This window comes from Serratia sp. 25CWL12 (assembly GCF_055790885.1).
The window spans coordinates 3,291,971-3,318,106 of record NZ_CM147698.1; the positions used below are offsets into that span (position 1 = coordinate 3,291,971).

Below are 26,136 nucleotides of genomic sequence, written 5' to 3' on the forward strand. Positions count from 1 at the left end.
ACGCCTAAATACTCGGCTCTTCCTGAGCCTCCCCCCTAATGGGGCCACAGCAATCAACCCGAATCATTTTTGATATAGACGAGATATTTATCGGAAAATCAATCTGTTACTTACCCTGCAATTGCTGTTCAAGTTCATGTAATACACGATAGCAATCGAGCACTTGCGCCACACTGCCATTGGGCTCTCGCCCTTCTCGGATCGCGGCAAAAAATTCGCGATCCTGCAATTCGATGCCATTCATCGAGACATCAACATCAGAAACGTCGATTTTTTCTTCTTTACCGCTGTACAAATCATCGTAACGGGCAAGGTAAGTGCCTCTATCACCGATATAGCGGAAGAAGGTACCGAGCGGGCCATCATTATTAAATGAGAGAGACAAGGTGCAGATGGCACCATTTTCAGCCTTAAGTTGAATTGACATGTCCATGGCAATCCCTAAAGCAGCCGAGATCGGCCCTTGAATGGCATTGGCTTTGACGATACGTGAGCAGGTCTGGTAGGCAAACAGATCAACGGTATGCGCGGCATGGTGCCAAAGAAGATGGTCTGTCCAACTACGGGGCTGCCCCAATGCGTTCATATTGGTACGTCGGAAAAAATAGGTCTGAACATCCATTTGCTGGAGGTTGAACTCGCCAGCAACGGTTCGGCGATAAATCCACTGATGGCTGGGATTAAAACGCCGAGTGTGCCCCACCATGGCGACTTTGCCGGTCACCTGTTGTGCGGCCAGAACCGCTTGGGCGTCTGCCCAGCAATCCGCTAAAGGAATTTCGGTCTGAACGTGTTTGCCTGCCTGCATACAGGCTATCGCCTGAGAGGCATGCAATTGGGTGGGAGTGGCCAGGATCACCGCATCGACCTCTGGCAGGGCCAGTGTATCCGCCAACTGGGTAGTGACATGGGGGATACCATATTGTTCGGCCACGGCATTGGCAGCATCAAGACGTGCGCCAATCAGTGACACCACTTCCACATCAGGAATCGCTTTAATCGCCTCCAGGTGTTTAATGCCGAAGGCACCTGGCCCGGCGAGGGCGACCTTAAGTGTGTTGCTCATAAGACATTCTCCAAAATCAAGTGACCCACCGCAGTATTAGATGCCGGAACGTGGTAGAAGCGATGTGCCAGCCGAGGCGTCGCCCCGCCAGCCACATCCGCCATGGCACCACGGGCAATCAACCACATCACCAATTCAATACCTTCCGATCCGGCTTCACGTACATAATCAATGTGCGGCATAGTGGCCAACGCCGCCGGATCAGCAATCAGTTGGTCAAGAAAGTGGTTATCCCACGGTGAGTTGATGAGCCCAGCACGTGGCCCCTGTATCTGATGGCTCATACCGCCAGTGCCCCAGATTTGCACATTCAGATCCTCATCAAACGACGCCACAGCACGGCTGATCGCCTGCCCCAACTGGAAACAGCGCTGACCGGAAGGAACGGGATACTGCACCACGTTCACCGCCAGCGGGATCACTTTGCAGGGCCAGGCAGATGGCTGGCCAAACATCAGCGACAGTGGCACCGTCAGACCATGGTCAACCGGCATCCGATTGACCAGCGTCAAGTCAAAATCATCACGGATCACACTCTGTGCAATATGAGCGGCCAATTCGGGATGCCCATACACAGTGGGCACCGGGCGTGGCCCCCAGCCTTCATCTGCTATCGGGTACTCTGCCGCAGTACCGAGCGCAAAGGTGGGAATGATATCGAGGTCAAAGGCAGTGGCGTGGTCGTTATACACCAGAAAGATCACATCGGGCGGGTTGTCGCGGATCCATGCCTTGGAAAACGCATAGCCATCGAATACCGAGGCCCAATAGGGTTCATGGGCCTTGCCAAGATCCAGTGCTGCACCAATCGCAGGTACATGGGAGGTATAGACACTCGCAGAAATATGAGCCATTACTTTTTCTCCTCCCACTCATGTTGATAACGGTTGCCTTCGATATCGCGTCCACCGAGGATCATCATGTCACGGTATGCATCTTCATCCATTCCCGTCATGCTGCCCGCCATTTGCTGAAAACTTAATCCATCAGTGGCACCGATGCGGGCGAGAAAATAGATATTGCCTCCCAAGGCAATACAGCGATTCAGGTCACGTGCCAGCACCGCCTGTTTTTGCTCATCACTCATCGCCCACTCATCAAGATAGGCACGTTCATTCGCTTTGAAACGCGCGCGGTTCTCTGCCTTCATCAAAGAAGAGCAGAACTGGTTAAGCCAGTACCCCTTGCGTGACTGGTCTGCGTCAAAAATGGTGGTTCCTGGAACATCTTGGTACGGTTTATCGAGTGCCATGTCAGATTTCCTCCGGCCAGTAAAGCCGCATCGGGTTATCGACCAGCAGCTTGCGCTGCAACAGTGCCGTTTCTGCAATCAGTGGAATAAAATCCACCAGCAGTCCATCATCTGGCATAGAGTTGTTCAGGTTGGGGTGTGGCCAGTCCGTCCCCCACAGCACACGGTCGGGGAACTGTTCGACCAAGTGCCGAGCAAACGGCACTACATCCCGGTAACTCTGCCGTTCACCATTCAGTGCGGCTGGGCCTGTCACCGACAAACGCTCTGGACAGCTCACTTTTGACCAGATATGCGGATGCTGTGTCATCAATTCGACAAACGCGGAGAACGCCGGCCCATCCACCGGTTGGCGAACATCGGGCCGCCCCATATGGTCCACCACCACCACTGTGGGTAACGCAGTAAAAAAGTCGCGTAATTCACCGAGATCCTGCGCTTCGAAATAAACCACGACATGCCAACCCAGTGGGGCAATGCGGGCGGCAATTTCCTGCAATGCCGCCTTTGGGGTGAAATCCACCAACCGTTTAACAAAATTGAAGCGCACCCCACGCACCCCCGCGGCATGTAACGCTTGTAACGTCTCATCTGACACATCGCGCCGTACAGTCGCCACACCACGGGCCTTGCCATTAGCAGCCAGACAAGCATCCACCATGGCGCGGTTATCCGCGCCATGGCAGGTGGCCTGTACAATCACATTGCGGGAAAAACCCAAGTGATCACGCAACGCAAACAGCTGCTGTTTGCTGGCATCACAGGGCGTGTATTTCCGCTCTTCGGCATATGGAAAGTGCTCGCCTGGGCCAAACACATGACAATGAGCATCCACACTGCCGGGCGGTAGAACAAAATGTGGTTTCGATGGGTTGGCATACCAGTCAAGCCATCCCGGTGTCTTTTCAAACTTCATGCACTCCCCCTGGTGGTTTTTTAGCGATATCATTGAGTAGTCGGTCCGCTTCGGTTCGCCAATCTGCACTGCGTGCAAAAGCGGCATCAGAACGGGCACCAAAAATCCCTTGATCAGCCTGATCCGCTATCCACGCCTGGCGCACTACCGTGCCTGATGCCATTGCAGGCTCTAGGCCGATCTCGCTTATGGTGGCAGCCACTTCACGCATCTCTTCTGCGCGGCGGCGTCCATGCTCAATCACCCGCTGAAAGAAATAACTGCCTTGCTGCTGCCAATCAATACTGGGAAACGTCTCTGCCAGTGAGGCCAAAACCTGATCTTCCACACCGTAGGCGCGGGCTGCGGTAAAGCTCTCAATCACCAGCGCCTCCAGCCCCTTGATCATCACACTGCGGCACATCTTGGTGGCCGAGGCTACCCCCAGTGTTTCGGACGCCACTTTGGCATCAAACCCCAACGCCAGCAGAGTCGGCAGCATGCGGTGCGCCGACGGCCCTCCCAGCAGCAGTGGCACTCGGATGCGATACGGTGGGACAGAGGTCATCACCGCACCTTCTACATAGAGGCCACCAGCGCCCTCTATTGCCTTTGCCGCCTGTTGTTTAGATGTTGGCGACGCTGAATTGAAGTCGAGAAACCCAACACCCTTACCGATACCGCCAGCACAAGCCTGTGCTGCGTTGACTGTTTGGTCGGCAGTCACTGCGCAAATAATAAATTGACTGGCAGCGCCCAGTGCAGCGGCACTCTCAACCGCCACCACCCCGTGTTGTTGAGCGTGTGCTAATAGTGCCTGCCCTGCTGTTGCTGGCTGGGAAAATTTGCTGTCATAAGTACACAGTTGCTTTATCCCCCTGGCACGCAGATCCTCCGCCAGAATGCGCCCCACTTCACCGTATCCAAGCAACCCGATGCACCCGTTTTCAATCAATTCGGGTTCCATAGACTCTTTCCCCTGTCGGTCAGTCGATATAACGCAATCCGGCTTTGGTGAGCGGTTCACGCATGTTGTACATATCCAGTCCTAGCACCCCAGAAGCCAGTAATTGCCGCTTCTCTGCCTCTTTCTCTTCACGCTCGCGGGCTTTCTGTGCCACCAGACCTGCCTTGGCTGAGGGAACCACCACCACACCATCCACATCAGCCACAATGACATCCCCTGGCTCCACCAGTGCCCCAGCACACACCACAGGAATATTCACTGAACCCAGCGTGGCCTTAATGGTGCCTTTGGCATGGATGGCACGAGAGAAAACAGGGAAGTTCATCTGTTCAAGATCACGCACATCGCGTACCCCACCATCGATGATCAGCCCCTGAGCACCACGAGCCTGAAAACTGGTGGCCAGCAGATCGCCAAAGAACCCATCCTCACAATCGCTGGTACAGGCAGCGACCAGCACATCACCTTTCTTCAGTTGCTCTGCGGCCACATGCATCATCCAGTTATCACCGGGTTGCAGCAGCACGGTCACTGCGATTCCACACATTCTTGCGCCGGGATAGACGGGGCGCATATAGGGCTTCATTAATCCCACTCGCCCCATTGCCTCATGCAGTGTCGCTACCCCAAAAGCCGATAGCGCCTTAACCGCCTCGGGGTCGGCACGTTCAATACTGCGGTGAACTACCCCCAGTTGATTCAAATTTTTCATCACTTTTCTCCTTCACGAGCACCGTGCACGCCTTCAGATTTAGCGGCCTCTATTTTTCAACGCCTGATCCAAGCGAGGATAAACACGACGAACATTGCCCTCATAAATCAGGCCACGCTGTGCATCCGTCAGCGCAGCTCCTTCTATGTAGCGTCGGGTATCGTCATAGTAGTGACCGGTTTGTGGATCAATACCGCGTACTGCACCGATCATTTCTGATGCAAACAAGACATTCTCCACCGGGATCACGTTGGTCAGCAGGTCTATCCCTGGCTGGTGATAGACACAGGTATCAAAGAAAATATTTTTCAGCAGATGTTCACGCAGGTCCGGCTTTTTCAGCTCTTGTGCCAGCCCACGAAAACGCCCCCAGTGATAGGGTACTGCTCCCCCCCATGGGGAATAACAAAACGCAGGGTGGGAAAGTCCTTGAACAGATCAGACGTCAGGCACTGCATAAATGCGGTGGTGTCGGCATTCAGATAGTGCGCGCCAGTGGTGTGGAAATTGCAATTGCAACTGGTGGAAACATGCACCATCGCTGGGATATCGTACTCCACCATCTTTTCATAAATCGGATACCAATGGCGGTCATACAGCGGCGGCGAATTCCAATGCCCACCAGAAGGATCCGGGTTCAGGTTAATGGCGACAAAACCATACTCATTGATACAACGCTCAAGTTCTGGGATACAACTCGCGGGATCGACACCGGGTGACTGTGGCAACATCGCCGCGCCAATAAAATGATCGGGAAATAACGTCGACACCCTGAAACAGAGCTCATTGCAAATAGCCGACCAGGTGGCGCTGGTGTTGAAATCGCCAATGTGATGAGCCATAAAGCTGGCTCGGGGTGAAAACACCACCATATCCAGGCCACGCTCCTTCAGCAGACGTAGCTGATTCTGTTCAATCGTCTCGCGCAGTTCATCGTCACTGATGCTGAGCGATGACACTTTCGGCCCCAGATGAGGCGTTGCCAAATTTGCAATCTGCTGGTTACGCCATACTTCGAGCGCTTTAGGTGCCGTGGTGTAATGACCGTGACAATCAATAATCATGTGTTCATCCTGTTCAATTCAAAAATCACTCAATTTGTGGTGTTATCCCTATGTCGCACGCGAATTGGCAGTCAATCTCTCACTGTCAACTCAATAGCCCCGTCTGACGCCATCGCCACCTTAGCCTGCTGCTTGTCACGTCGTGCTCTGGCTTGTGCGCTGAACTGTTTGATCAACAGCGCAATAGTGGCAACCAATGCAGGGAAGGCGATCACAACAAATATTTCACTGAAATCGAGATGACGGCGCGCTAATTCAGCCACCAGAAATGAACCGGCAATCCCGCCAAAACGCCCGAGACCAAGCATCCAGGCGACCCCAGTGGCACGACCGGCTGTCGGATAAAAAACCGCAGCCAACGCGGGCATGGAAGACTGCGCCGTATTCATTAACGTACCGGCAACAAACACCACCGCCACCAGCAGCCCGACGTTGTGAGCCATCTGACCAATGGCAGCAACGGCCACGGCGGTGAGGGCATAACAAACAGCAATGGTGCGATCAGCGTTAAAGCGGTCCATCAGCCAACCGCAGAACACCGCCCCCACGCCACCTAACGGGAATAATGCAGAAATCAGCAATGCGGTTTTCGGCGTCAAACCGGCCTCACGAAACAGGATTGGCATCCAGTTGATCAAGGCATAGAAGATGACCAACCCCATAAAATAAGTCAGCCATAACATGACAGAGCCAACGAGGTAACGGCGGGAGAGGATCACCTGCACACCGCTCTGGACTGGCAGCCCCTGCTCTGCGGTTACTTCAGTCAGTACAAACGCTTTAGCAGAATAAACTTGCGGAGAAATACGAGAGAGGATACTGCGCACGCGTTCAACCGGTTTCCCTTTCGCCACCAGATAACGCACCGATTCTGGCAGATAGCGTAGCATCACCAATACCAACACCAGCGGTACGACCCCGCCCAACATCAGCACACTGCGCCATCCCCATTGCGGGATCATCAATGACGCTAGGCCCCCTCCCAATGCGGCCCCAAGCGGAAAACCACAGAACATGGCATTGGTGATCATGGCGCGTCGCTGGCTGGGGCTGAACTCGCTCATCAATGTGACGGCATTAGGCATTGCCGCCCCCAACCCTACGCCAGTTAAAAAACGCAGGATGGTCAGGGAATGTAGATTTGCGGCATAGGCGGACGCCAGGCTAAACACGCCAAACAACAACACAGAGACCAGTAGCACCAGCTTGCGTCCGAAACGATCTGCCAACGGCCCGGCGAACAGGGCTCCCGCCGCCAAACCAAACAGCGCTGCACTCAATACCGGAGCCAGATCCTTTTTCTCCAGCCCCCACTCTTGTAGCAACGAAGGGGCGATATAACCAATCGCTGCCGTATCAAAGCCATCCAGTAAAACGATCAAAAAGCATAAAATAAAAGTCAGCCACTGAAACGGCGAAAACCGACTTTGGTCAATAACGTGTTGAACATCAATGATATCTTTTTGCATGAGTGATCCTTTAAAAATCTGATGTTACACGGCGTGCCGCCACTGAAGCGGTTGCTAAGCCGGTTGATGGGCGTTTGCAAAGTGCTTCGTGCAGATAGCGAACGGGTTAACCGATTGCCAAATATACGGATCGAACATCGGATACAGGGGCCCCTATATCGCGCTTTTTCGTGTGGTCAGGGGATAGGTACCATCACCTCCCCCCGCATAATCAAGCGTGCAGTACGCAGCAATGCCGCTTTTTCAACCCGTTGTGGATCATCCGCACTGAGCGCCAGATCGACAGAAAACTCCCCCGAGGGATGTTCAACAGACACCCGCTTGACCGCCCCTTCAGGCAGTTGGGCCACGCCATCCGCTACCGAGCCGGTTAATACACACGCCGTACCAACCGTTACCGCCGCCAGCACACCAATCGCGTCGTGGCAAACATGGGGAATGAAGCAACGGGTCGCAATACTCCCCCCATTGACTGGCGGGGCAATCAGACACATTTTGGGATAGGTTTTTTGTGCCACGTCGCCCAACCCCATCAGATAGCCACAATGCAGGCGCAGCGCCTCTAGGCGTGTTTTCAGCTCGATATCCGCATTAAGGTCAGCCACCGGCTCGCGGCCCGTGCGGCCAACATCAGCCGCACGCATGATCACCAGCGGCATCCCGTTATCAATACAGGTCACATCAAGCCGCCCCATACCGGGGAGCTCAACCGAATCCATTACATTGCCGGTCGGCAACAACTCGGCACACACCGAACCTGCGGTATCGAGAAAGTTAATGGTGATGGGAGCTGCCGTCCCTGGGACGCCGTCAATACTGACATGACCTTCATACGCCACCAGCCCATTGGGCGTTTGTACGGTAATGTCGCACTGCATGTCAGTGTTCAGTGTCAATACACGGAAAGTGCTGGTCTCCCCCTGAGGGCTGACTAATCCGGTCTCCAATGCAAAAGGCACCACGGCGGCAAGCATATTGCCGCAGTTAGGAGAGGTATCAACAATCGGCTTATCCGGGACGACTTGTGCAAAAAGAAATGTGAGATCAATGCCCGGTGTTGTGCCTTTGCCAACAATGCCGACTTTACTGGTCAGCGGGTTTCCCCCCCTAAACCGTCGATCTGGCGACGATCCGGTGAGCCCATCACCGCAAGCAGGATACGGTCACGCTGTTTGGGATCGGTGGGCAAATCCGCTTGGTTAAAAAAAGGACCGCGTGATGTTCCGCCACGCATAAAGAGGGTTGAGATAGGCTTTTGCATAACATCTTTTCCCTTGAGTCGATGACTGATAACACAGCGTTTTGAAACTATCGGCTGCGGAATAACGCACTGATACGCAGCAATGAGGTTATGGCCCAGTGGTGCATAGGGTCATTATTCAGTGTGTAAACAACTTGTAAAATAGGCATTTTAAACTATTAGATATGCTATTTTGAGATAGCGTGACCGAGAGCACAGCAAACGACATCGTCATGCAATTGCAGAAAAAGTGCGGCCAGTGCTAGAGTGACAAAAGGAGCATCAGTATGGATCTGAAACAAATCGAGTATTTCGTCCATGTTGCCGAGTTAGGCAGCTTTACCAAAGCCGCCGTCATGCTGAACATTGCCCAGTCCGCCATCAGCCGCCAGATCCGCCAACTCGAAGTTGAACTGCAACAGTCTTTGTTACTGCGCAATGGGCGTGGTGTCACCATGACCGAAGCAGGGAAAGCCTTGCTGGAACATGGGCTCGGGATACTTCACCAGGTCGAACGTACCCGCGAGATCGTTAGCAAAGCTAAAGGAGCGCTATCTGGGCACGTTGTTGTCGGCCTACCGCCAAGCCTGTCACGCCTGCTGACGGTTCCGTTAACGCGGGCGTTTCACCAGAAAATGCCACATGCTTCACTGGCCATTTGTGAAGGGTTGTCGATCAATATGCAGGAATCACTGCGTAATGGCCGTATGGATATCGCTCTGTTATACACCCCCACACCGACCACCGAAATCGACATCATTCCGATCAGCAATGAGCCGCTCTATTTGATCGAACGCGCCACGTCTACTCAATCGGATGATGTCGTATCGCTTACGGCACTGGCAGATAAACCGCTGGTGATCCCTTCCAAGCCACATTCCATTCGGATGCTGGTTGAATCGGCACTGGCAGAGCAAGGCTACCACCCGAATATCGCACTGGAAATCGACAGCGTCCCAGCCATTCTGGAACTAGTCTGTGATGGTCTAGGTTGCGCGGTATTATCGCAAATGGCATTGGTACGCTTTGAAAAAGCAGAGCTGCTGCATATGCGGCAGATTGGCTCTCCCCCCTCACAACCCGACTGGCGCTAGCCACCAGTGCCCGCCGAGCCATGACACTCACTCAACATGCCATGCTTGATCTGATCCAAACACTGATGCAACGTGTGACTTGCCAGCACGACATAGAGGGAAACCCCGCACTAAACGGGGCAATTAGCGTCCGTTAACACCACGAACCGCCGTGATGCGAACCTCGAACGCAACAGTCGGGCAGGATTACTTCACCGAAAGATAGAAAAGATAGAGGTGTGTTTGCAGCTCAGCGGGTGGCGTAACGCGAGGGTCATTGACATATTGCTCAAACATGGAGAAGTCTGCTGGTTCCACCTCACTGTTGGGCAACCAGCCTGAAAACAGCCACGTCAAGCATCACAGAGAAATTTTACTCATAAAAACATAACATTAGATAAATTATGCGAGCCCTTAACCTATCGATAATGCGCGATTTTTTGCCGACACTCAAGTATCAGATAGCGATTTTATCTGTTAAATCACAGATTGAGTTAACTTTGCAAAAAGCGACAAAAATATAAGACTTTTCTCACGCATTTCGTTGGAAAGCGCGGTATGCTGAATTTAACCAAGACGGAAAGACAGAGAGGTAAGTTATATGACAGTCAACATTACCAGCAAACAAATGGATATCACTTCCGCAATCCGTAGTCACGTCGAAGACCGTCTCAGAAAACTGGAAAAATGGCAGGCGCAGCTGATTAACCCCCATATTGTTCTCTCTAAAGAACCGCAGGGGTTTGCAGTAGACGCAACAATTACTACACCTAATGGCCCATTGGTTGCCAGTGCCAAACATGAAGATATGTATGCTGCCATTAACGAACTGATTACCAAACTTGAGCGTCAGTTGAACAAAGTACAACACAAAAGCGAAGCTCGCCGAGCCTCTGCCAGTGTAAAAGATCTCGCTCCGGAAGTGATCCCGGAAGAGAAGTAAACCCAATAAGTAGCCGCTTACTATCGAACGCGCCTCCGGGCGCGTTTTTTGTCTCGCAGTTTTTATTGACAGAGAGAAAAGCCAACGGTTACTTTAAACACTCAATCACACACCTTTGAGATAATGATGAGCCATAACCTGTTCCTCTTCGCATTCTTTTTTACCTTCCCATGAATGGGGGGCTTTTCGTCATATGAGAAAAAGTGCGAAGACGAATAACAAAGCCCCCTGATACTGGGGGCTTTTTTTATGGTGCTTTTTTTTATGGTGCTTTTTTTATAGTTACTTGGCAAAAAATTGCAACCCTGCCCTAGTTCACGCCTCTAGGAGTTATGTGGGGTCGTGGGAACATGAACTCAGCGATAGAATACAAGGCAAAACTGACTATGACTGACAACCCGTTACTGGTACTACGTGAGCGAATCAGCGCTCTGGATATGAAATTACTGGCTCTACTGGCAGAACGCCGAGAACTGGCCATTGAAGTGGGTAAAACCAAACTACATTCACACCGCCCGATCCGTGATAAAGAACGGGAGCGCGATCTACTGAACGCGCTGGTAAGCGCGGCAAAACCTTATGATTTAGACGGTTTCTATATTACCCGCCTGTTCCAGCTGATCATCGAAGATTCCGTACTGACTCAACAAGCCTTGCTGCAACATCAACTAAACCAAATTAGCCAAGACTCAGTACGTATTGCCTTTTTAGGACCCAAAGGCTCCTACTCACATTTGGCAGCTCGCCAATATGCAGCCCGCCATTTCGATCAACTAATAGAATGTGGTTGTCAAAAATTTCAGGACATTTTCACTCAGGTAGAAACGGGGCAAGCTGACTACGCTATTGTGCCAATAGAAAATACCAGTTCAGGCTCTATCAATGATGTGTACGACCTATTGCAACATACCAGCCTATCAATTATCGGTGAGCTGACATTGCCTATTGATCACTGCGTATTGGTGTCAGGAACGACGACTTTGCAACAGATAGAGGTTGTCTACAGCCACCCCCAACCTTTCCAGCAATGTAGCCATTTTATTAATCACTACCCTCACTGGAAGATTGAGTATTGTGAAAGCACTGCGGCAGCGATGGAAAAAGTCGCCAAGCTGAACTCGCCAACGATCGCCGCATTAGGTAGCGAAGCCGGTGGGGCATTGTATAACCTGCAAGTCCTTGAGCATAATCTGGCCAATCAAAAACAGAACATTACCCGTTTCATTGTCCTGGCACGTAAAGCGATTGATGTTTCTGAGCAAGTGCCAGCCAAAACTACGCTGATTATGGCCACTGGCCAACAGTCTGGTGCATTGGTTGAAGCCTTATTGGTGCTGCGTGACAACAACATCATCATGACTAAATTGGAGTCTCGCCCGATCAATGGCAACCCGTGGGAAGAGATGTTTTATATTGATGTACAAGCTAACTTGCGTTCTGCAACGATGGAAAAAGCGCTGAAAGACCTGGCACCACTCACCCGCTCGTTGAAAGTATTAGGGTGCTATCCCAGTGAAAATATTGTACCGGTTAATCCTGCTTAACTCATGACACTGGGCTAGGGTTCAGTTTTACCGAACACTAGCCCTTTCATTAATATTCTACTAACGATTATCACTCGCCTGACGCAATAGTGAACGGCTCTCAACCAGGAAACGCTGAGCATAATCACCAAACCATTGCTCTACTTTGCAAAAGCTTTGGATAAATGCCTGTTTATCCCCTTGCTCCAATAGCTTAATCGCCTCACCAAACCGCTGGTAGTAACGTTTGATCAAGTGGATATTCTCATCCGACGACATAATGATATCGGCATATAACTGTGGATCCTGAGCAAATAATCGCCCTACCATGGCCAGCTCCAAGCGATAGATAGGCGAAGAGAGTGCCAGCAACGACTCCAATTGCACATTTTCTTCAGCCAGATGCAAACCATAAGCAAAAGTAGCAAAGTGACGCAACGCCTGAATAAAAGCCATGTTCTGGTCATGTTCAACCGCACTAATGCGGTGTAACCGAGCGCCCCAGACCTGCAGTTGCTCAAGTAACCACTGATAAGCCTCAGGTTGGCGACCATCACAATAGACCACGACCTGCTTCGCCACACTGCCAACATCCGGGCCAAACATCGGGTGTAAACCTAACACCGGGCCAGGGTGCACAGCCAACATCGCCTGCAATGGTCGGTTCTTCACCGAAGCTAAATCCACCAAAATGCAATCTTCCGGCAACGGAGGCAGTTGGTTTATGACCTGTTCTGTAACGTGAATAGGGACACTGACTATCACCATCCCAGCATCCGCCAGCAAGCTCCCTGCCTGCGGCCAATCTTCCCTATCCAGCACTTTGACTTGATAGCCAGACAACGTCAGTAACCGGTTGAACAAACGCCCCATCTGACCGTTGCCGCCAATAATCACGATTGGCCGCAACTGCGGACAGAGGGTTTTAAATCCCTTGTCATTTTCACTGGTATAAGACTCACGCATTACGCGGCGCAAGACATCTTCGATCAAATCGGGTGGAACACCGAGACCTTCCGCCTCTTTACGGCGAGAAGCCAACATTGCGGCTTCTCGTTCAGGAACATAAACCGGTAAGCCATAGCGACTTTTTACCTCACCCACGTCGGCCACCAGCTCTAGTCGTTTTGCTAACAGAGCTAACAACGCTTTATCTACTTCATCAATTTGATCGCGTAATACGGTCAGTTCAGCCACCATAAATCACTACTCTCCAATGCGTGACTTCAGCACAGTTCCCAGCTCGTGATGCATTTTCCGCAACAGAGTTTCGGTACTTTGCCAGTCAATACAGGCATCGGTCACCGAAACACCATAGCGCATATCTACCTTGGGTTGCTCTGAAGACTGGCTACCTTCATGTAAATTACTTTCCAGCATGATACCGGTAATCGAACGGTTACCTGCCTTGATCTGCTCAACAACCGACTCAGCAACCGTCGGCTGACGGCGGTAGTCTTTATTTGAGTTACCATGACTGCAATCTATCATTAAGGAAGGATGGAGTCCCGCATCGCGCATCTGTTTTTCACAAGCGGCAACATGCTCGGCACTGTAGTTAGGGACTTTGCCGCCACGCAAGATCACATGACCATCTGGATTGCCTTGCGTTTGCAATAAACAAACCTGCCCAGCCTGGTTAATGCCGACAAAACGGTGCGCCATGGATGCAGCACGCATAGCATTGATTGCTGTGCCTAAACTGCCATCAGTTCCATTCTTGAAACCCACCGGCATCGAAAGACCAGAAGCCATTTCCCGGTGTGTCTGTGATTCGGTAGTACGGGCACCAATCGCTGACCAACTAAACAAATCACCCAAATATTGTGGGCTGTTAGGGTCCAACGCTTCAGTTGCCAATGGCAATCCCATACCAACCAGATCCAACAGCAGGCGACGGGCAATATGCAGCCCCTCTTCAACGTCAAAAGAACCATCCATATAGGGATCGTTAATCAGCCCTTTCCAGCCAACCGTGGTTCTTGGTTTTTCAAAATAGACACGCATAACAATATACAGTTGATCGCTCAATTCAGCCGACAGGGATTTTAGCCGACGAGCGTAATCCAGTGCCGCATCGGGATCATGGATAGAACAAGGTCCGCAAACGACGAGCAGGCGGTGGTCCTGCCCTTTAAGAATATTGGCAATAGTGCGACGAGCTGTAGCAATTTCATGCTCATCGCTCACACTGAGTGGAAACTGGTTCTTCAGCTCTTCCGGAGTAATGAGTACCTGTTCTGCCATAATATGTACGTTGTTGAGCGCGTCTTTTTGCATGATGCTATTCCCTATCATTTACCGTATGTTTGAGCGTAGTGAGATCATTAAGGATGATGTGTGACTACATTACCACACGGTGTAAAGATTTCAATCCATTTAGTGTAAATTAAATAATCCAGAATAAAATCTACTGAAGAACATCACCTTCGGTTAAAAATCGGCATTCAATAGGCTGTTTTTATTAAAAAATAAACATCTTAAAGTCACCCAACAGCTAAGCGAGCCACTATTTTCGTACACTTTAGTTTACATCAATGTGCTTTGTACAAGTCATAGTATCCACCTAATGACTCCCCTGTTGTCACTAACAGAAACTTGAATAAGATTGGACATAGGGGTATACAAAAAACAATCTCCCATCTTAATTGCTGATTAAAAAACAATCTGAAGCGAATAAAATTAGCTCGCACGCCAATTAAACATTTGAAATACAATTGCAACACGATTAGCTAGCATTTATTTTTCATTCGTTATTTACCTCTATTTATCACTGAAAACTCCCCCCTCTTATTGAATAAAAATTGCGGAATCTCACAGTTATCTCACGACAAATGGATAACTATAACGCTAAAGCGCTCATACCTCTTTCTAGGGGGAACACAGATAGAGTCCGCATAGCCTAGGTTTTTTGGTCAGCGTTAGCAGTTCTTCATTTATTACAAGGGAATCACATGATCACTCTGGAATTTTCAGTCATTATTCTTTGCTTATTAGTCGGTACCCGATTTGGCGGTATGGGGCTAGGCTTAATAAGTGGGATTGGCTTATTCTTGCTTTGTTTTATATTTGGTTTGCAACCAGGTAAACCTCCTGTTGATGTCATGCTAACCATTTTAGCGGTAATCGGTTGTGCTTCAGTATTGCAAACAGCTGGTGGCTTAAATGTCATGATGCAATACGCCGAACGACTACTGCGCCGCCATCCACAGCACATTACTCTACTCGCTCCCTTTACTACCTGGACACTGACGTTTCTCTGCGGTACCGGTCATGTGGTATACACCATGTTCCCGATCATTGCAGATATTGCCATTAAGAAAGGAATTCGTCCTGAACGCCCAATGGCTGTTGCCTCTGTCGCTTCCCAAATGGCCATCACGGCGTCCCCGGTTTCTGTTGCCGTTGTATCCTTAGTATCAATCATTGCTGCTGGGCATGGTATTGGCAAAGCCTATTCGTTGGTGGAAATACTTGCAATCTCTATCCCGGCATCACTGGTTGGTGTTCTGATGGCGGCATTATGGAGTCTGCGTCGCGGTAAAGATTTAGATAAAGACCCAGAGTTCCAGGAAAAAATCAAAGATCCTGAACAACGTGCCTATATTTATAGTGGTACCGAAACCTTACTTAACCAGACCTTCCCCAAGCAGGCTTACTGGTCAACGGTGATCTTCTTTGCTGCTATCGCTGTGGTTGTTATGCTGGGTGCCTTCACTGACTTACGTCCTTCCTTTGCAGATGCCAAAGGTGCTCTAAAACCGCTGTCAATGAATCTGGTGATCCAGATGATGATGCTGATAGCCGGTGCCATTATCCTGATAGGTTGTAAAGTCAAACCCGCTGAGATCGCTAATGGTGCCGTATTCAAAGCCGGAATGGTCGCCATTTTCTCTGTATTTGGTGTTGCGTGGATGAGTGATACATTCTTCCAGGCTCATATGGGTGATTTGAAGTTGCTGTTGGAAGATGTCGTCAAAAACCAACCGTGGACTTATGCCATCGTTCTATTCCTTGTTTCCAAGTTAGTTAACAGCCAGGCTGCCGCACTGACAGCCATTGCCCCAATGGCCTTACAATTAGGTGTTGACCCTAAAATGTTGTTGGCTTTTTTCCCAGCGGCTTATGGCTACTTCGTCTTACCAACTTACCCCAGCGACTTGGCATGTATCGGCTTTGACCGTTCAGGAACAACCCGCATCGGTAAATTTATCATCAACCACAGCTTTATTATCCCAGGTTTGATCGGTGTATTTTGCTCTTGTATCACCGGTTACCTTCTGGTCACGGCCTTCCTGTAATTGCCTTCTTGACGGCAACGGAATATTTCCCGTTGCCGTTATGAGCAAGCTCTTCCCCGCCGCCCTCAAGCTACTGACCCATCACTGCTTTACTCTGCTAAAATCAAGACGCCATAGTAGAAGAAAAGTGAATAAGTAACGGTATAAAATAAAAAAATTAAGCTAACAGAGGCTGTTTTTGTCCTAGAGGGGAACCGATATAATGTGATCGTTATCACTTAATATCACTCTTAACAACTGGATCCAAAATGCTCTCTTCATGCGCTCGTCGCGCCATTCCATTATATTTTAGTTGCTTGACTGCCTTCACCAGTGTTTCTGTCTTTGCTGACAATACTCTTTTTACTGCGATGGACGACCCAGCCACTGCCAAGACACCCTTTGATGGCAATATTCAGGCTGGTTATAACGCGCAATCAGGCAACTCCCAGAACTCCGCGTTACTGGCCAATACCACGATGACTTGGTTTAACAATAATACCGCCTACAGTTTGTGGGGTTCAGCCAATAACACGACCTCTGCCAATGTACGCTCTTCTGAAAGATATCAAGCCAGTGGGCGTACTCGTTACAATCTAACCGACCGTAATTACATGTTTGGTCAGCTAGGCTGGCTAAATGATCGTTTTGCCGGTTATAACTCGCGCACCACAATCACCGGGGGTTATGGTCGTCAGATCTTTAACGACCCAATTCATGATTTGCGTCTCGAATTCGGCCCTGGTGTACGCCATGATGAATACCGTGCTGGTGGTCAAACGACTCGTGCATTAGCTTACGGTGCAGCCAACTATTCCTACAAACTGAGTGATAATGCTCATCTGTCTGAAGGTATCTCTGCGCTGGCTAACGACCAAACCACGCTGAATTCGGAAACGGCACTCACGGTCGCTATAAACAGCGACTTCTCCTTACGGCTGGCCTATACGGTAAACTACAACAGCAAGCCACCCGCTTCTGCGCCTAAAAACACCGATACCACCACCTCAATCACCTTAATGTACGGGTTATAACTTTCTCTTCTTTTTTGTCGTAAGTATTCGGTGGGAATTAACAAGAAAAGGGGTTGGTATAAAGCCAACGCCTTTTTCTATAGACAAAAAAGCCCATAGTTTTCATTAGGGTATTGGTGTATGGAAGATAACTGACCAGCGGAGGACTGTATAAAAAAGGGGCTTACCATAACGATAAGCCCCTGATAGCTATTAACTTTTGGATGCAGCGTTAGCTGTATCTTAGTTAAGACGCTCTTTGATACGAGCAGACTTACCAGTACGCTCACGCAGGTAGTACAGTTTGGCTTTACGAACGGCACCACGACGCTTAACAGTAATGCTGTCGATTACTGGGGAGTGAGTCTGGAAAACACGCTCAACACCTTCGCCGTTGGAAATCTTACGAACAGTGAATGCAGAGTGCAGACCGCGGTTACGAATAGCGATAACCACGCCCTCAAATGCCTGCAGACGCTTTTTAGCACCTTCAACGACCCATACCTTGACTTCCACGGAATCACCCGGACGGAATGCAGGTACGTCTTGCTTCATCTGCTCTTGTTCAATTTGCTTAATAATGTTGCTCATAATATGTCTCTTACCCTAGGTAAACTGATATATCGGTCTCGTCGAGACAATACTCAGACGTTCCCTTCATGGTTCTGTTACTCGGCCAGATGTTCCCGTTGGAACTCTGCCAGTAACACCGCTTGCTCGTCAGTCAGAGCTAGGCTTTCTAGAAGTTCAGGTCTTCTAAGCCAGGTTCGGCCCAGCGACTGCTTTAAGCGCCAGCGACGTATCTCGGCATGGTTTCCCGACAGTAAAACTGCTGGAACCTCCATCCCTTCCAACACCTCTGGGCGGGTATAGTGTGGGCAGTCAAGCAACCCATCAGCAAAAGAGTCTTCTTCCGCTGATGCCTGATGGCCCAGAACACCCGGTATAAAACGGGCGACTGAATCAATCAGGATCATTGCTGGCAGTTCACCACCACTGAGAACGTAATCGCCGATTGACCATTCTTCGTCAATTTCGGTTTGGATCACCCGCTCGTCTATCCCTTCATAGCGGCCACAAACCAGAATCATCTTCTGATTAGCCGCTAACTCGCACACGCCAGTTTGATCCAGCTTGCGCCCCTGAGGTGAAAGATAAATCACCTTTGCGCCCTCGCCTGCCGCTGCTTTTGCTGCAGTAATGGCTTCCCGTAAAGGTTGCACCATCATCAACATTCCTGGGCCACCGCCATAAGGGCGGTCATCCACGGTACGATGCCGATCGTGGGTGAAGTCTCGTGGACTCCAGCACTGCACACTCAGCAGGCCATTTTTTACTGCTCGGCTAGTGACCCCATAGTCGGTGATTGCACGGAACATCTCAGGAAACAGGCTAACAATACCAATAAACACCAGCCAATCCCCGTGTTGTTATTCCATCTGCTTCGGCCATTAAACCAAAGGTCAAAAACCAGGATCCCATTCAGCCTCGATGACCTTGGCTGCGAGATCGACTTTCTTGATAACCTGCCCATGAAGAAACGGAACTAACCGCTCCTTCATGCCGAATGCATCTTTCAGGTTTGCCTGCACGACCATCACGTCGTTTGAACCGGTTTCCATCATATCAACGACTTTACCCAGTTCGTATCCTGAAGTGGTGACTACCTGGCAGCCCATCAGGTCTTTCCAGTAGTAGTCATCTCCTTCCAGAGAAGGCAATTGCTCAGAATCTACAACGATTTCACAATTCGTCAGTAAATTCGCGGCATCCCGATCATCAACACCGTTGATTTTGATGATCAGATCCTGATTATGGCGCTTCCAGTCTTCCAACTCGACAAGCTGCCACTGACCCGAGCGCTGGATAAACCAAGGCTGATAGTCAAATATGTTTTCGGCATTCTCGGTGGATGAAAACACTCTGAGCCAACCTCGGATGCCGTAAGTAGAACCCATTTTGCCGAGTACAATCGGTTGCTGAGGAACCACCGGTTTGAGTTGCTTGCTCATTGCCACCACCGCAACAGATTACGCTGCTTTCTTAGCGTCTTTGATCAGCGCGCTAACGCGATCAGAAACAGTCGCACCCAGACCAATCCAGTGCTCAATACGATCCAGATCCAGACGCAGTGCTTCGGCCTGACCAGATGCGATTGGGTTGAAGAAACCTACGCGCTCAATGAAACGACCATCACGCGCATTGCGGCTGTCGGTCACGACTACTTGATAGAACGGACGCTTTTTAGCGCCGCCACGTGCCAAACGAATTGTTACCATAACATCCTCTTTAGTTAATAAAACAGCCGGGCCCCATTGAGGGACGGGGCCCGGTTGCAATATAAAAAGCTCGAAAATTTTACTCATTTTGGCGCAAAAAGCAATCTAAAGCGTAGATTACTCGGGATTACATTTTGCACTCTGGTTATTTTCAGACAGTTTTCACCGCTAACCAATAACCCGTAAACCGAGCCACATCACCGATGTGGCTCGGTTTTAACGGCCTGGAAAACCCGGAGGCATCATACCCTTCATGCCACGCATCATTTTCGCCATTCCGCCTTTCTTCATCTTTTTCATCATCCGCTGCATATCATCAAACTGTTTTAACAGACGGTTCACATCCTGCACTTGCATACCCGACCCCAGTGCAATACGGCGTTTACGTGAACCTTTGATGATTTCAGGCTTGGCCCGCTCTTTCAGCGTCATGGAGTTAATGATCGCCTCCATGCGTACCAATACTTTGTCGTCCATTTGTGATTTTACGTTGTCTGGCAACTGACCCGCACCCGGCAATTTGCTCAGCATGCTGGCCATTCCGCCCATATTACGCATCTGCTTCAACTGTTCCAGGAAGTCGGTGAGGTCGAATCCATCACCTTGCTTCAACTTCTTCGCCAGTTTTTCGGCTTGTTCACGGTCAACCTTGCTTTCGATCTCTTCAATCAACGAAAGCACATCACCCATGCCAAGAATGCGCGAAGCCACGCGATCCGGGTGGAAGGGCTCCAACGCATCGGTTTTTTCACCCACACCCAAGAATTTAATCGGCTTACCGGTAATATGGCGAATCGATAATGCCGCACCACCACGAGCATCACCATCAACTTTGGTTAATACCACGCCTGTCAGCGCTAACGCCTCGTTAAACGCTTTGGCGGTATTGGCTGCATCCTGGCCGGTCATAGCATCGACAACAAACAGGGTTTCTACCGGGTTGAGCGCATCATGAACCTGTTTGATCTCGTCCATCATCGCTTCGTCAACGTGCAAACGACCAGCGGTATCGACGATCAAGACATCATAAAACTTCAGTTTAGCCTGTTGCAGCGCACGGTTAACAATATCGAGCGGTTTTTCTTTGACATCAGAAGGGAAGAAATCAATGCCCACACCTTCGGCCAAGGTTTCTAACTGACGGATCGCCGCGGGACGATAGACGTCGGCAGAAACAACCAGCACTTTTTTCTTCTGTTTTTCTTTCAGAAATTTACCAAGTTTGGCTACGCTGGTGGTTTTACCCGCCCCTTGCAACCCCGCCATCAACACCACTGCCGGTGGCTGCGCTGCCAGATTGAGTTCGGTGTTCACCTCCCCCATAGCAGCGATCAGTTCACTTTTGACAATCTTGACGAACTCTTGGCCAGGCGTCAGGCTTTTGTTGACTTCATGCCCTACGGCACTCTCTTTTACCCGGTTGATAAAGTCACGCACCACAGGCAATGCAACGTCTGCTTCCAGCAAAGCCATACGCACTTCACGCAGGGTATCTTTGATATTCTCTTCAGTCAGCCGCCCACGGCCACTAATATTGCGCAGAGTGCGCGACAGTCGATCAGTTAAATTTTCAAACATCGTCTCATGCTCAACGTAAGAGTCAGGCCGCAATGGCGAAATAATTGCGGCGATTATAACACGAAGTAGCGGCAATCTCTGCTACCGCATTGGAGATTGGTTGGAGTAGGGACGGCTCAACGCTATACTGGTATATTAAACAACCCGATAACTATGTAGATGCTCAATAACGCTATGCTCGTTTTCTCTATTGTGGCTTTGTTAGCCTACCTGCTCAGCCTTGGATTGATCATTCCCAGCTTGCTGCGGAAGAACAGTGCATACCGTCGGTTGGCCCTTGTTTCGGCCATAGTGGCGTTGGTCAGCCATGCCATTGCACTTCAGCAACATATTTTTGCTGTTAGCGCGGGGCAAAACCTCAGCCTGTTGAATATCAGTTCTATCGTCAGCTTGATCATCTGCTCGGTGATGACCTTGGTCGCCTCACGTGATCGTGGCTGGTTCCTGCTGCCCATTGTTTACAGCTTTGCGATGATTAACCTGGCCTTTGTCTGCTTTCTGCCAGGGGAATATATCACTCATCTGGAAGCCAGCCCGGAACTGATGGTCCATATCAGTCTGGCGCTATTCGCCTACGCGACATTGATTATCGCAACGCTTTACGCATTACAGTTGGCTTGGCTGGATTATTTGTTGAAGAACAAAAAACTCGGTTTTACTGCCGACATGCCACCCCTGATGAGCATTGAGCGAAAAATGTTCCACATCACACAAGTCGGTGTGGTACTGCTCACGTTGACGCTCTGTACTGGCTTGCTATATATGGATAATCTGTTTGACAAAGAAAACATCCATAAAACCGTACTATCAACCTTGGCTTGGTTAGTTTATATCGTCCTACTGTGGGGGCATTATCATAAGGGCTGGCGTGGTCGTCCTGTTGTCTGGTTCAGTATTGCTGGTTCTTTTCTGCTGACTTTAGCCTACTTCGGTAGCCGCTTAATCCAGTAATAGATGGTACACTAAGATCAATCCTCCCCAGTTATCTGGGGCACTCTTTTCCGCTATAGCTATATAAGGAATACTGCGTTGGAGCATGTTTCGACAGGTACTCTCATCTTCATTCTAGTGATTATGATTGTGATTTCCGCTTATTTTTCAGCCTCCGAAACCGGCATGATGACGCTAAATCGCTATCGCCTACGCCATCAGTCCAAACAGGGTAACCATAGCGCACGCCGGGTAGAGAGACTGCTACAAAAACCGGACCGTTTGATCGGTTTGGTGTTGATTGGCAATAACCTGGTGAACATTCTCGCCTCCGCATTAGCCACTATTGTTGGCATGCGTTTGTACGGCGACATGGGGGTAGCAATTGCTACCGGTATCCTGACCTTTGCCGTATTACTGTTTGCCGAAGTACTACCAAAAACATTTGCCGCACTCTATCCCGAGCGAATCGCCTTCCCTAGCAGTTTTCTGCTGGAACCGATGCAAAAAGTCATGTTCCCCCTTGTGTGGTTACTCAATGGTATTACTACGCTGGTGCTGCGTCTTTTCGGCATCCATACCAATGTGCGAGCCAGTGGTGCCGTCAGTAAAGATGAATTACGCACTATTGTGAACGAATCACATTCACAGATTTCACGCCGTAATCAAGACATGCTTATTTCGGTACTGGACCTGGAAAAGGTCACCGTTGACGATATCATGGTGCCACGCAATGAGATTGTCGGCATTGATGTCAACGATGAGTGGAAGTCAATCATGCGCCAACTGACGCATTCACCGCATGGTCGCATTGTGCTGTACCGTGATTCGCTGGATGACTCCATTGGCATGTTGCGGGTACGTGAAGCCTACCGGCTGATGACCGAGAAAAAAGAGTTCAATAAAGAGAACCTGCTGCGCGCCGCTGATGAAATTTACTATGTGCCAGAAGGTACCCCGCTGAGTGTGCAGTTGGTAAAATTCCAGCGCAATAAAGAGAAGGTCGGTATCGTCGTTGATGAATATGGTGATATTCAGGGACTGGTGACGGTGGAAGATATTCTTGAAGAAATTGTTGGTGATTTCACCACTTCCATGTCACCCACCTTGGCAGAAGAAGTAAATCCACAAAGTGATGGCTCGGTACTGATCGATGGCACGGCCAACGTGCGAGAATTGAATAAAGCCTTCAATTGGACTCTGCCCGCCACGGAAGCCCGAACCATCAACGGTATGATCCTGGAAGAACTGGAAGATATCCCAAAGGTCGGCACGCGGGTACGCATCCACCACTATGATATCGATATTCTCGATGTACAGGATAATATGATTAAACAGGTGCGTGTTATCCCCATCAAGTCACTGCAATCCAGCGTACAAAAACAGTAAATCCCAAAAACATGGAAAGCGTGTCTCTGGGATAACTGTTTGAAATGAGTTAGTTTGCCACCAAGCTGCTTTTAACTGTGGTTAGTCACTTGAACATTGCCTGACTAGATATGGAGTGTTTGCAACTTCTCGGGTGATAACGCCAACACTTCATTGTGATTGACCACCACACCACTGTCGAGGATATGCTTGGCAATTTCCTGTGCTTCCTCCAACGAATGCATATGATAAGTACCGCACTGGAACTCATTCAACTCAGGAATTTTACGTTGGTCGGTCACCTTCAGCACATCGCTCATTGCTGCGGCCCAGGCTGCAGCTACACGCTGCTCTGGGGGGGTACCAATCAAACTCATATAGAAACCGGTACGGCACCCCATTGGCGAAATATCAATAATTTCGACACCATTACCGTTGAGATGATCGCGCATAAAGCCGGCAAACAGGTGCTCCAGCGTATGAATTCCACGCTCCGGCATCACTTCCTGATTCGGGCGACAAAACCGCAGATCGAATACGGTGATCGTATCGCCATGTGGGGTCTGCATGGTTTTAGCGATACGGACAGCCGGAGCTGCCATGCGGGTATGGTCTACAGTAAAGCTATCCAATAGTGGCATGTCATCACCTCTTGATAAAAAAACTATTTATTTTGAATTTTTTTTACTACCGATGAAACCTTTTGCAAATTGCCCTGTCTTAATTAACAGAAAGACGCGCATTTGTTATCATCATCCCTTAGTACCAGAGATGTATATTTGGCCACATTGATGTGGCCTTTTCTTTTTTAACCCCCACCGTTTGCCTTCAGAAACTCGTCAAAGGTCAATGTATCACCGGCTTCGATTTCATACTGACGTTGCCAGGAAGACTTCTGCTCCTGTTCCAGTTGTGCTTCAGTCAGGATTTCCAATGGCTCAGACACCAATATCTGGCGATATTGCTCCGCAAGATCTAAACCCACACGACCAATCCCTTCCGCTTTCATCATCTTCAGGATACGCGCAGAAAAGGTCAGTTCTGGATCATCAAAGGTAGCAACCAACTGCTCACACACCTGCTGATACTGTTGATTACCAGCTTCATTATCCAGCACTTCGGCAACGCGTTTCAGATCATAAAACAACGCTTTACCCACTTTATCCAAGGGTTGGCGACTATCATTACAACCGATACCAATAGTTTGCCCCGGTTTACGCCCTTCAAGAATCACCCGATTCCAGTTCTTGCGGGTACATTGCAACTCATCACTGCTCATTTCGGGGGCATCAGCTAAGGTGCACCATATCAAGAACAGATCGAGAAAACGCGCCTGTACCGCATCAACACCGATTGGTGAGAAGGGATTAATATCCAATGAACGCACTTCAATATATTCAACACCACCACGCAACAAGGCATCTGATGGTGTTTCACTGCCCTGGGTTACACGTTTTGGCCTGATTGGAGCATAAAACTCATTTTCAATCTGCAAGACGTTACTATTGAGTTGTAAATAGTGATCACCCTCTTTTACCCCTAACTCGGCGTACTCAGCCGAAGGCGTAGCAATAGCGCGCTTTAAACCTTGCACATAGCTTTGCAGGTCGTTAAACGTAATGCCTAAATTGCTTTGCGACTTATTGGTATAACCCAAGTCACTCAAACGCAACGAAGTGGCATAAGGCAGATAACACATCCCGCGCCCATTACTCTCAAATGGCAAAGTGGTTTCCCGCCCCTGCAAAAATGAAGAACAGATTGCCGGTGAAGCACCAAACAGATAGGGGATCACCCAACCAAAACGATAGTAATTGCGGATCAGCCGAAAATAACCAGACGATATTTGTTCTTTACCACTTTCAGCATCTTTAACGCCAGCCCATGCCTGCCAAAACTCCAGTGGTAAAGAGAAATTGTAATGGACACCGGAAATCGTCTGCATCAACGCCCCATAGCGTGTCTTCAGCCCTTCACGGTACAGCGTTTTCATCCGACCAATATTAGAGGTACCAAACTGAGCCAGCTCAATATCGTGCTCTGCATTGATAAAGCATGGCATACTCAGCGGCCACATACGTTCATCACCCAGTTTACGAGCGACATGACGATGAATATCACGCAAGAACATCAGTAAATGATCGAGATTGTCATCCACTGGAGTAATGAACTCTAGTAGCGCCTCAGCAAAATCCGTCGTAATCCAATGGTGCGTGAGCGCCGCTCCCAGTTTTTCCGGATGAGGTGTCGTGGCAAGTTTACCCTCTGCAGTAACCCGCAATGTTTCACGCTCAATACCGCGCAGGATCCCTTTTAATGCATGGGGATGCGCTTCCAACCAGGTAAGCGCTTGTGATACGTCTGGGATCAAATTGACCTCTCGTTTCTAAACTCGACAACTTGTCGGCATTCTGAACCTGCGTTTGAGGCAATCCCCTTCGCTATGCAAGCTATGGAGGCCACTTACGCATCCTTGTTATCTGG

The 26,136-nt window shown here is 49.6% G+C and carries 24 protein-coding genes, 2 pseudogenes and 1 other annotated feature; of the genes and pseudogenes, 7 read left to right on the plus strand and 19 right to left on the minus strand.

What is annotated here, in order from left to right:
• Window positions 1-106: 106 nt before the first annotated feature.
• The 9 genes and pseudogenes from ACX9GV_RS14175 to ACX9GV_RS14215 all read right to left on the minus strand — a co-directional run bounded on the left by ACX9GV_RS14175 (window position 107) and on the right by ACX9GV_RS14215 (window position 8,686).
• A complete protein-coding gene (locus ACX9GV_RS14175) occupies window positions 107-1,066 on the minus strand; it encodes a Gfo/Idh/MocA family oxidoreductase (protein WP_473195956.1) in 960 nt (319 codons plus the stop codon).
• Window positions 1,063-1,920 carry a class III extradiol dioxygenase subunit beta gene (locus ACX9GV_RS14180; RefSeq protein WP_023491047.1) on the minus strand — a complete coding sequence of 286 codons (858 nt, stop codon included), beginning with the start codon at window positions 1,918-1,920 and terminating at the stop codon, window positions 1,063-1,065. Before ACX9GV_RS14180 ends, ACX9GV_RS14175 begins: the two co-directional genes overlap by 4 nt.
• Window positions 1,920-2,318 carry a protocatechuate 4,5-dioxygenase subunit alpha gene (gene ligA / locus ACX9GV_RS14185; protein WP_473195957.1) on the minus strand — a complete coding sequence of 133 codons (399 nt, stop codon included), beginning with the start codon at window positions 2,316-2,318 and terminating at the stop codon, window positions 1,920-1,922. The genes ACX9GV_RS14180 and ligA overlap by 1 nt, the downstream gene beginning before the upstream one ends.
• Before the next feature lies 1 nt (window position 2,319).
• Window positions 2,320-3,234 (minus strand): amidohydrolase family protein, encoded by a 915-nt coding sequence (locus ACX9GV_RS14190; protein ID WP_473195958.1) that lies wholly within the window; start codon window positions 3,232-3,234, stop codon window positions 2,320-2,322.
• Window positions 3,224-4,180, minus strand: a complete 957-nt coding sequence (locus ACX9GV_RS14195) for a DUF1932 domain-containing protein (RefSeq protein ID WP_473195959.1) — start codon at window positions 4,178-4,180, stop codon at window positions 3,224-3,226. Before ACX9GV_RS14195 ends, ACX9GV_RS14190 begins: the two co-directional genes overlap by 11 nt.
• A gap of 19 nt (window positions 4,181-4,199) precedes the next feature.
• Entirely contained in the window at window positions 4,200-4,892 is a 693-nt protein-coding gene (gene ligK, locus ACX9GV_RS14200; RefSeq protein WP_023491051.1) for a 4-carboxy-4-hydroxy-2-oxoadipate aldolase/oxaloacetate decarboxylase, read from the minus strand.
• Window positions 4,893-4,931: 39 nt separating this feature from the next.
• Window positions 4,932-5,956 (minus strand): annotated as a pseudogene (locus ACX9GV_RS14205) (amidohydrolase family protein).
• Window positions 5,957-6,027: 71 nt separating this feature from the next.
• Window positions 6,028-7,425, minus strand: coding sequence for an MFS transporter (locus ACX9GV_RS14210; protein ID WP_473195960.1), 1,398 nt, complete (start codon window positions 7,423-7,425; stop codon window positions 6,028-6,030).
• A gap of 176 nt (window positions 7,426-7,601) precedes the next feature.
• Window positions 7,602-8,686, minus strand: a pseudogene (locus ACX9GV_RS14215) (4-oxalomesaconate tautomerase).
• A 266-nt stretch (window positions 8,687-8,952) separates the two neighbouring features.
• On the opposite strand from ACX9GV_RS14215, the gene ACX9GV_RS14220 reads away from it, so the two are divergent.
• Window positions 8,953-9,759 carry a LysR substrate-binding domain-containing protein gene (locus tag ACX9GV_RS14220; protein ID WP_473195961.1) on the plus strand — a complete coding sequence of 269 codons (807 nt, stop codon included), beginning with the start codon at window positions 8,953-8,955 and terminating at the stop codon, window positions 9,757-9,759.
• A 186-nt stretch (window positions 9,760-9,945) separates the two neighbouring features.
• Here ACX9GV_RS14220 and ACX9GV_RS14225 read toward each other — a convergent pair whose 3' ends face one another.
• The gene (locus ACX9GV_RS14225; RefSeq protein WP_369794317.1) at window positions 9,946-10,095 is read right to left on the minus strand and encodes a GyrI-like domain-containing protein; all 150 of its coding nucleotides are present in this window, start codon (window positions 10,093-10,095) and stop codon (window positions 9,946-9,948) included.
• 244 nt (window positions 10,096-10,339) lie between these two features.
• Here ACX9GV_RS14225 and raiA point away from each other — a divergent pair, with 244 nt between their 5' ends.
• Both raiA and pheA read left to right on the plus strand, forming a co-directional pair.
• Entirely contained in the window at window positions 10,340-10,681 is a 342-nt protein-coding gene (gene raiA, locus ACX9GV_RS14230) for a ribosome-associated translation inhibitor RaiA (RefSeq protein ID WP_023491056.1), read from the plus strand.
• A 125-nt stretch (window positions 10,682-10,806) separates the two neighbouring features.
• Window positions 10,807-10,932 (plus strand) — a sequence feature (Phe leader region).
• A gap of 135 nt (window positions 10,933-11,067) precedes the next feature.
• Window positions 11,068-12,225, plus strand: a complete 1,158-nt coding sequence (pheA, locus tag ACX9GV_RS14235) for a bifunctional chorismate mutase/prephenate dehydratase (RefSeq protein WP_023491057.1) — start codon at window positions 11,068-11,070, stop codon at window positions 12,223-12,225.
• Window positions 12,226-12,285: 60 nt separating this feature from the next.
• On the opposite strand, the gene tyrA is transcribed toward pheA, so the two are convergent.
• Together tyrA and ACX9GV_RS14245 are read right to left on the minus strand one after the other, a co-directional pair.
• Window positions 12,286-13,404 carry a bifunctional chorismate mutase/prephenate dehydrogenase gene (gene tyrA / locus ACX9GV_RS14240; protein ID WP_473195962.1) on the minus strand — a complete coding sequence of 373 codons (1,119 nt, stop codon included), beginning with the start codon at window positions 13,402-13,404 and terminating at the stop codon, window positions 12,286-12,288.
• A 6-nt stretch (window positions 13,405-13,410) separates the two neighbouring features.
• On the minus strand, window positions 13,411-14,484 hold the full coding sequence (locus tag ACX9GV_RS14245) for a 3-deoxy-7-phosphoheptulonate synthase (protein ID WP_473195963.1): 1,074 nt from the start codon (window positions 14,482-14,484) through the stop codon (window positions 13,411-13,413).
• 674 nt (window positions 14,485-15,158) lie between these two features.
• Here ACX9GV_RS14245 and ACX9GV_RS14250 point away from each other — a divergent pair.
• Both ACX9GV_RS14250 and ACX9GV_RS14255 read left to right on the plus strand, forming a co-directional pair.
• Window positions 15,159-16,505 carry an anaerobic C4-dicarboxylate transporter gene (locus ACX9GV_RS14250; protein WP_023489796.1) on the plus strand — a complete coding sequence of 449 codons (1,347 nt, stop codon included), beginning with the start codon at window positions 15,159-15,161 and terminating at the stop codon, window positions 16,503-16,505.
• Window positions 16,506-16,753: 248 nt separating this feature from the next.
• Entirely contained in the window at window positions 16,754-17,518 is a 765-nt protein-coding gene (locus ACX9GV_RS14255; protein ID WP_473195964.1) for a DUF481 domain-containing protein, read from the plus strand.
• 222 nt (window positions 17,519-17,740) lie between these two features.
• Here the strand turns inward: ACX9GV_RS14255 and rplS are convergent, their stop codons facing one another.
• From rplS to ffh, 5 genes are all read right to left on the minus strand, one after another.
• Entirely contained in the window at window positions 17,741-18,088 is a 348-nt protein-coding gene (rplS, locus tag ACX9GV_RS14260; protein WP_023492026.1) for a 50S ribosomal protein L19, read from the minus strand.
• 77 nt (window positions 18,089-18,165) lie between these two features.
• Complete coding sequence (trmD, locus tag ACX9GV_RS14265) at window positions 18,166-18,909, minus strand: tRNA (guanosine(37)-N1)-methyltransferase TrmD (protein WP_473195965.1); 744 nt, start codon at window positions 18,907-18,909, stop codon at window positions 18,166-18,168.
• Between the two features lie 51 nt (window positions 18,910-18,960).
• A complete protein-coding gene (rimM, locus tag ACX9GV_RS14270; RefSeq protein WP_023492024.1) occupies window positions 18,961-19,509 on the minus strand; it encodes a ribosome maturation factor RimM in 549 nt (182 codons plus the stop codon).
• A gap of 18 nt (window positions 19,510-19,527) precedes the next feature.
• Window positions 19,528-19,776, minus strand: a complete 249-nt coding sequence (gene rpsP, locus ACX9GV_RS14275) for a 30S ribosomal protein S16 (protein ID WP_004877236.1) — start codon at window positions 19,774-19,776, stop codon at window positions 19,528-19,530.
• A 216-nt stretch (window positions 19,777-19,992) separates the two neighbouring features.
• On the minus strand, window positions 19,993-21,354 hold the full coding sequence (ffh, locus tag ACX9GV_RS14280) for a signal recognition particle protein (RefSeq protein ID WP_473195966.1): 1,362 nt from the start codon (window positions 21,352-21,354) through the stop codon (window positions 19,993-19,995).
• 174 nt (window positions 21,355-21,528) lie between these two features.
• On the opposite strand from ffh, the gene ACX9GV_RS14285 reads away from it, so the two are divergent.
• A complete protein-coding gene (locus ACX9GV_RS14285; RefSeq protein WP_473195967.1) occupies window positions 21,529-22,305 on the plus strand; it encodes a cytochrome C assembly family protein in 777 nt (258 codons plus the stop codon).
• 78 nt (window positions 22,306-22,383) lie between these two features.
• Complete coding sequence (locus ACX9GV_RS14290) at window positions 22,384-23,673, plus strand: HlyC/CorC family transporter (protein WP_023492021.1); 1,290 nt, start codon at window positions 22,384-22,386, stop codon at window positions 23,671-23,673.
• Between the two features lie 104 nt (window positions 23,674-23,777).
• On the opposite strand, the gene luxS is transcribed toward ACX9GV_RS14290, so the two are convergent.
• On the minus strand, window positions 23,778-24,293 hold the full coding sequence (gene luxS, locus ACX9GV_RS14295) for an S-ribosylhomocysteine lyase (RefSeq protein WP_023492020.1): 516 nt from the start codon (window positions 24,291-24,293) through the stop codon (window positions 23,778-23,780).
• Between the two features lie 167 nt (window positions 24,294-24,460).
• Window positions 24,461-26,023: a glutamate--cysteine ligase gene (gene gshA / locus ACX9GV_RS14300; protein WP_473195968.1), complete on the minus strand. Its 1,563-nt coding sequence runs from the start codon at window positions 26,021-26,023 to the stop codon at window positions 24,461-24,463.
• Window positions 26,024-26,136: the final 113 nt, after the last annotated feature.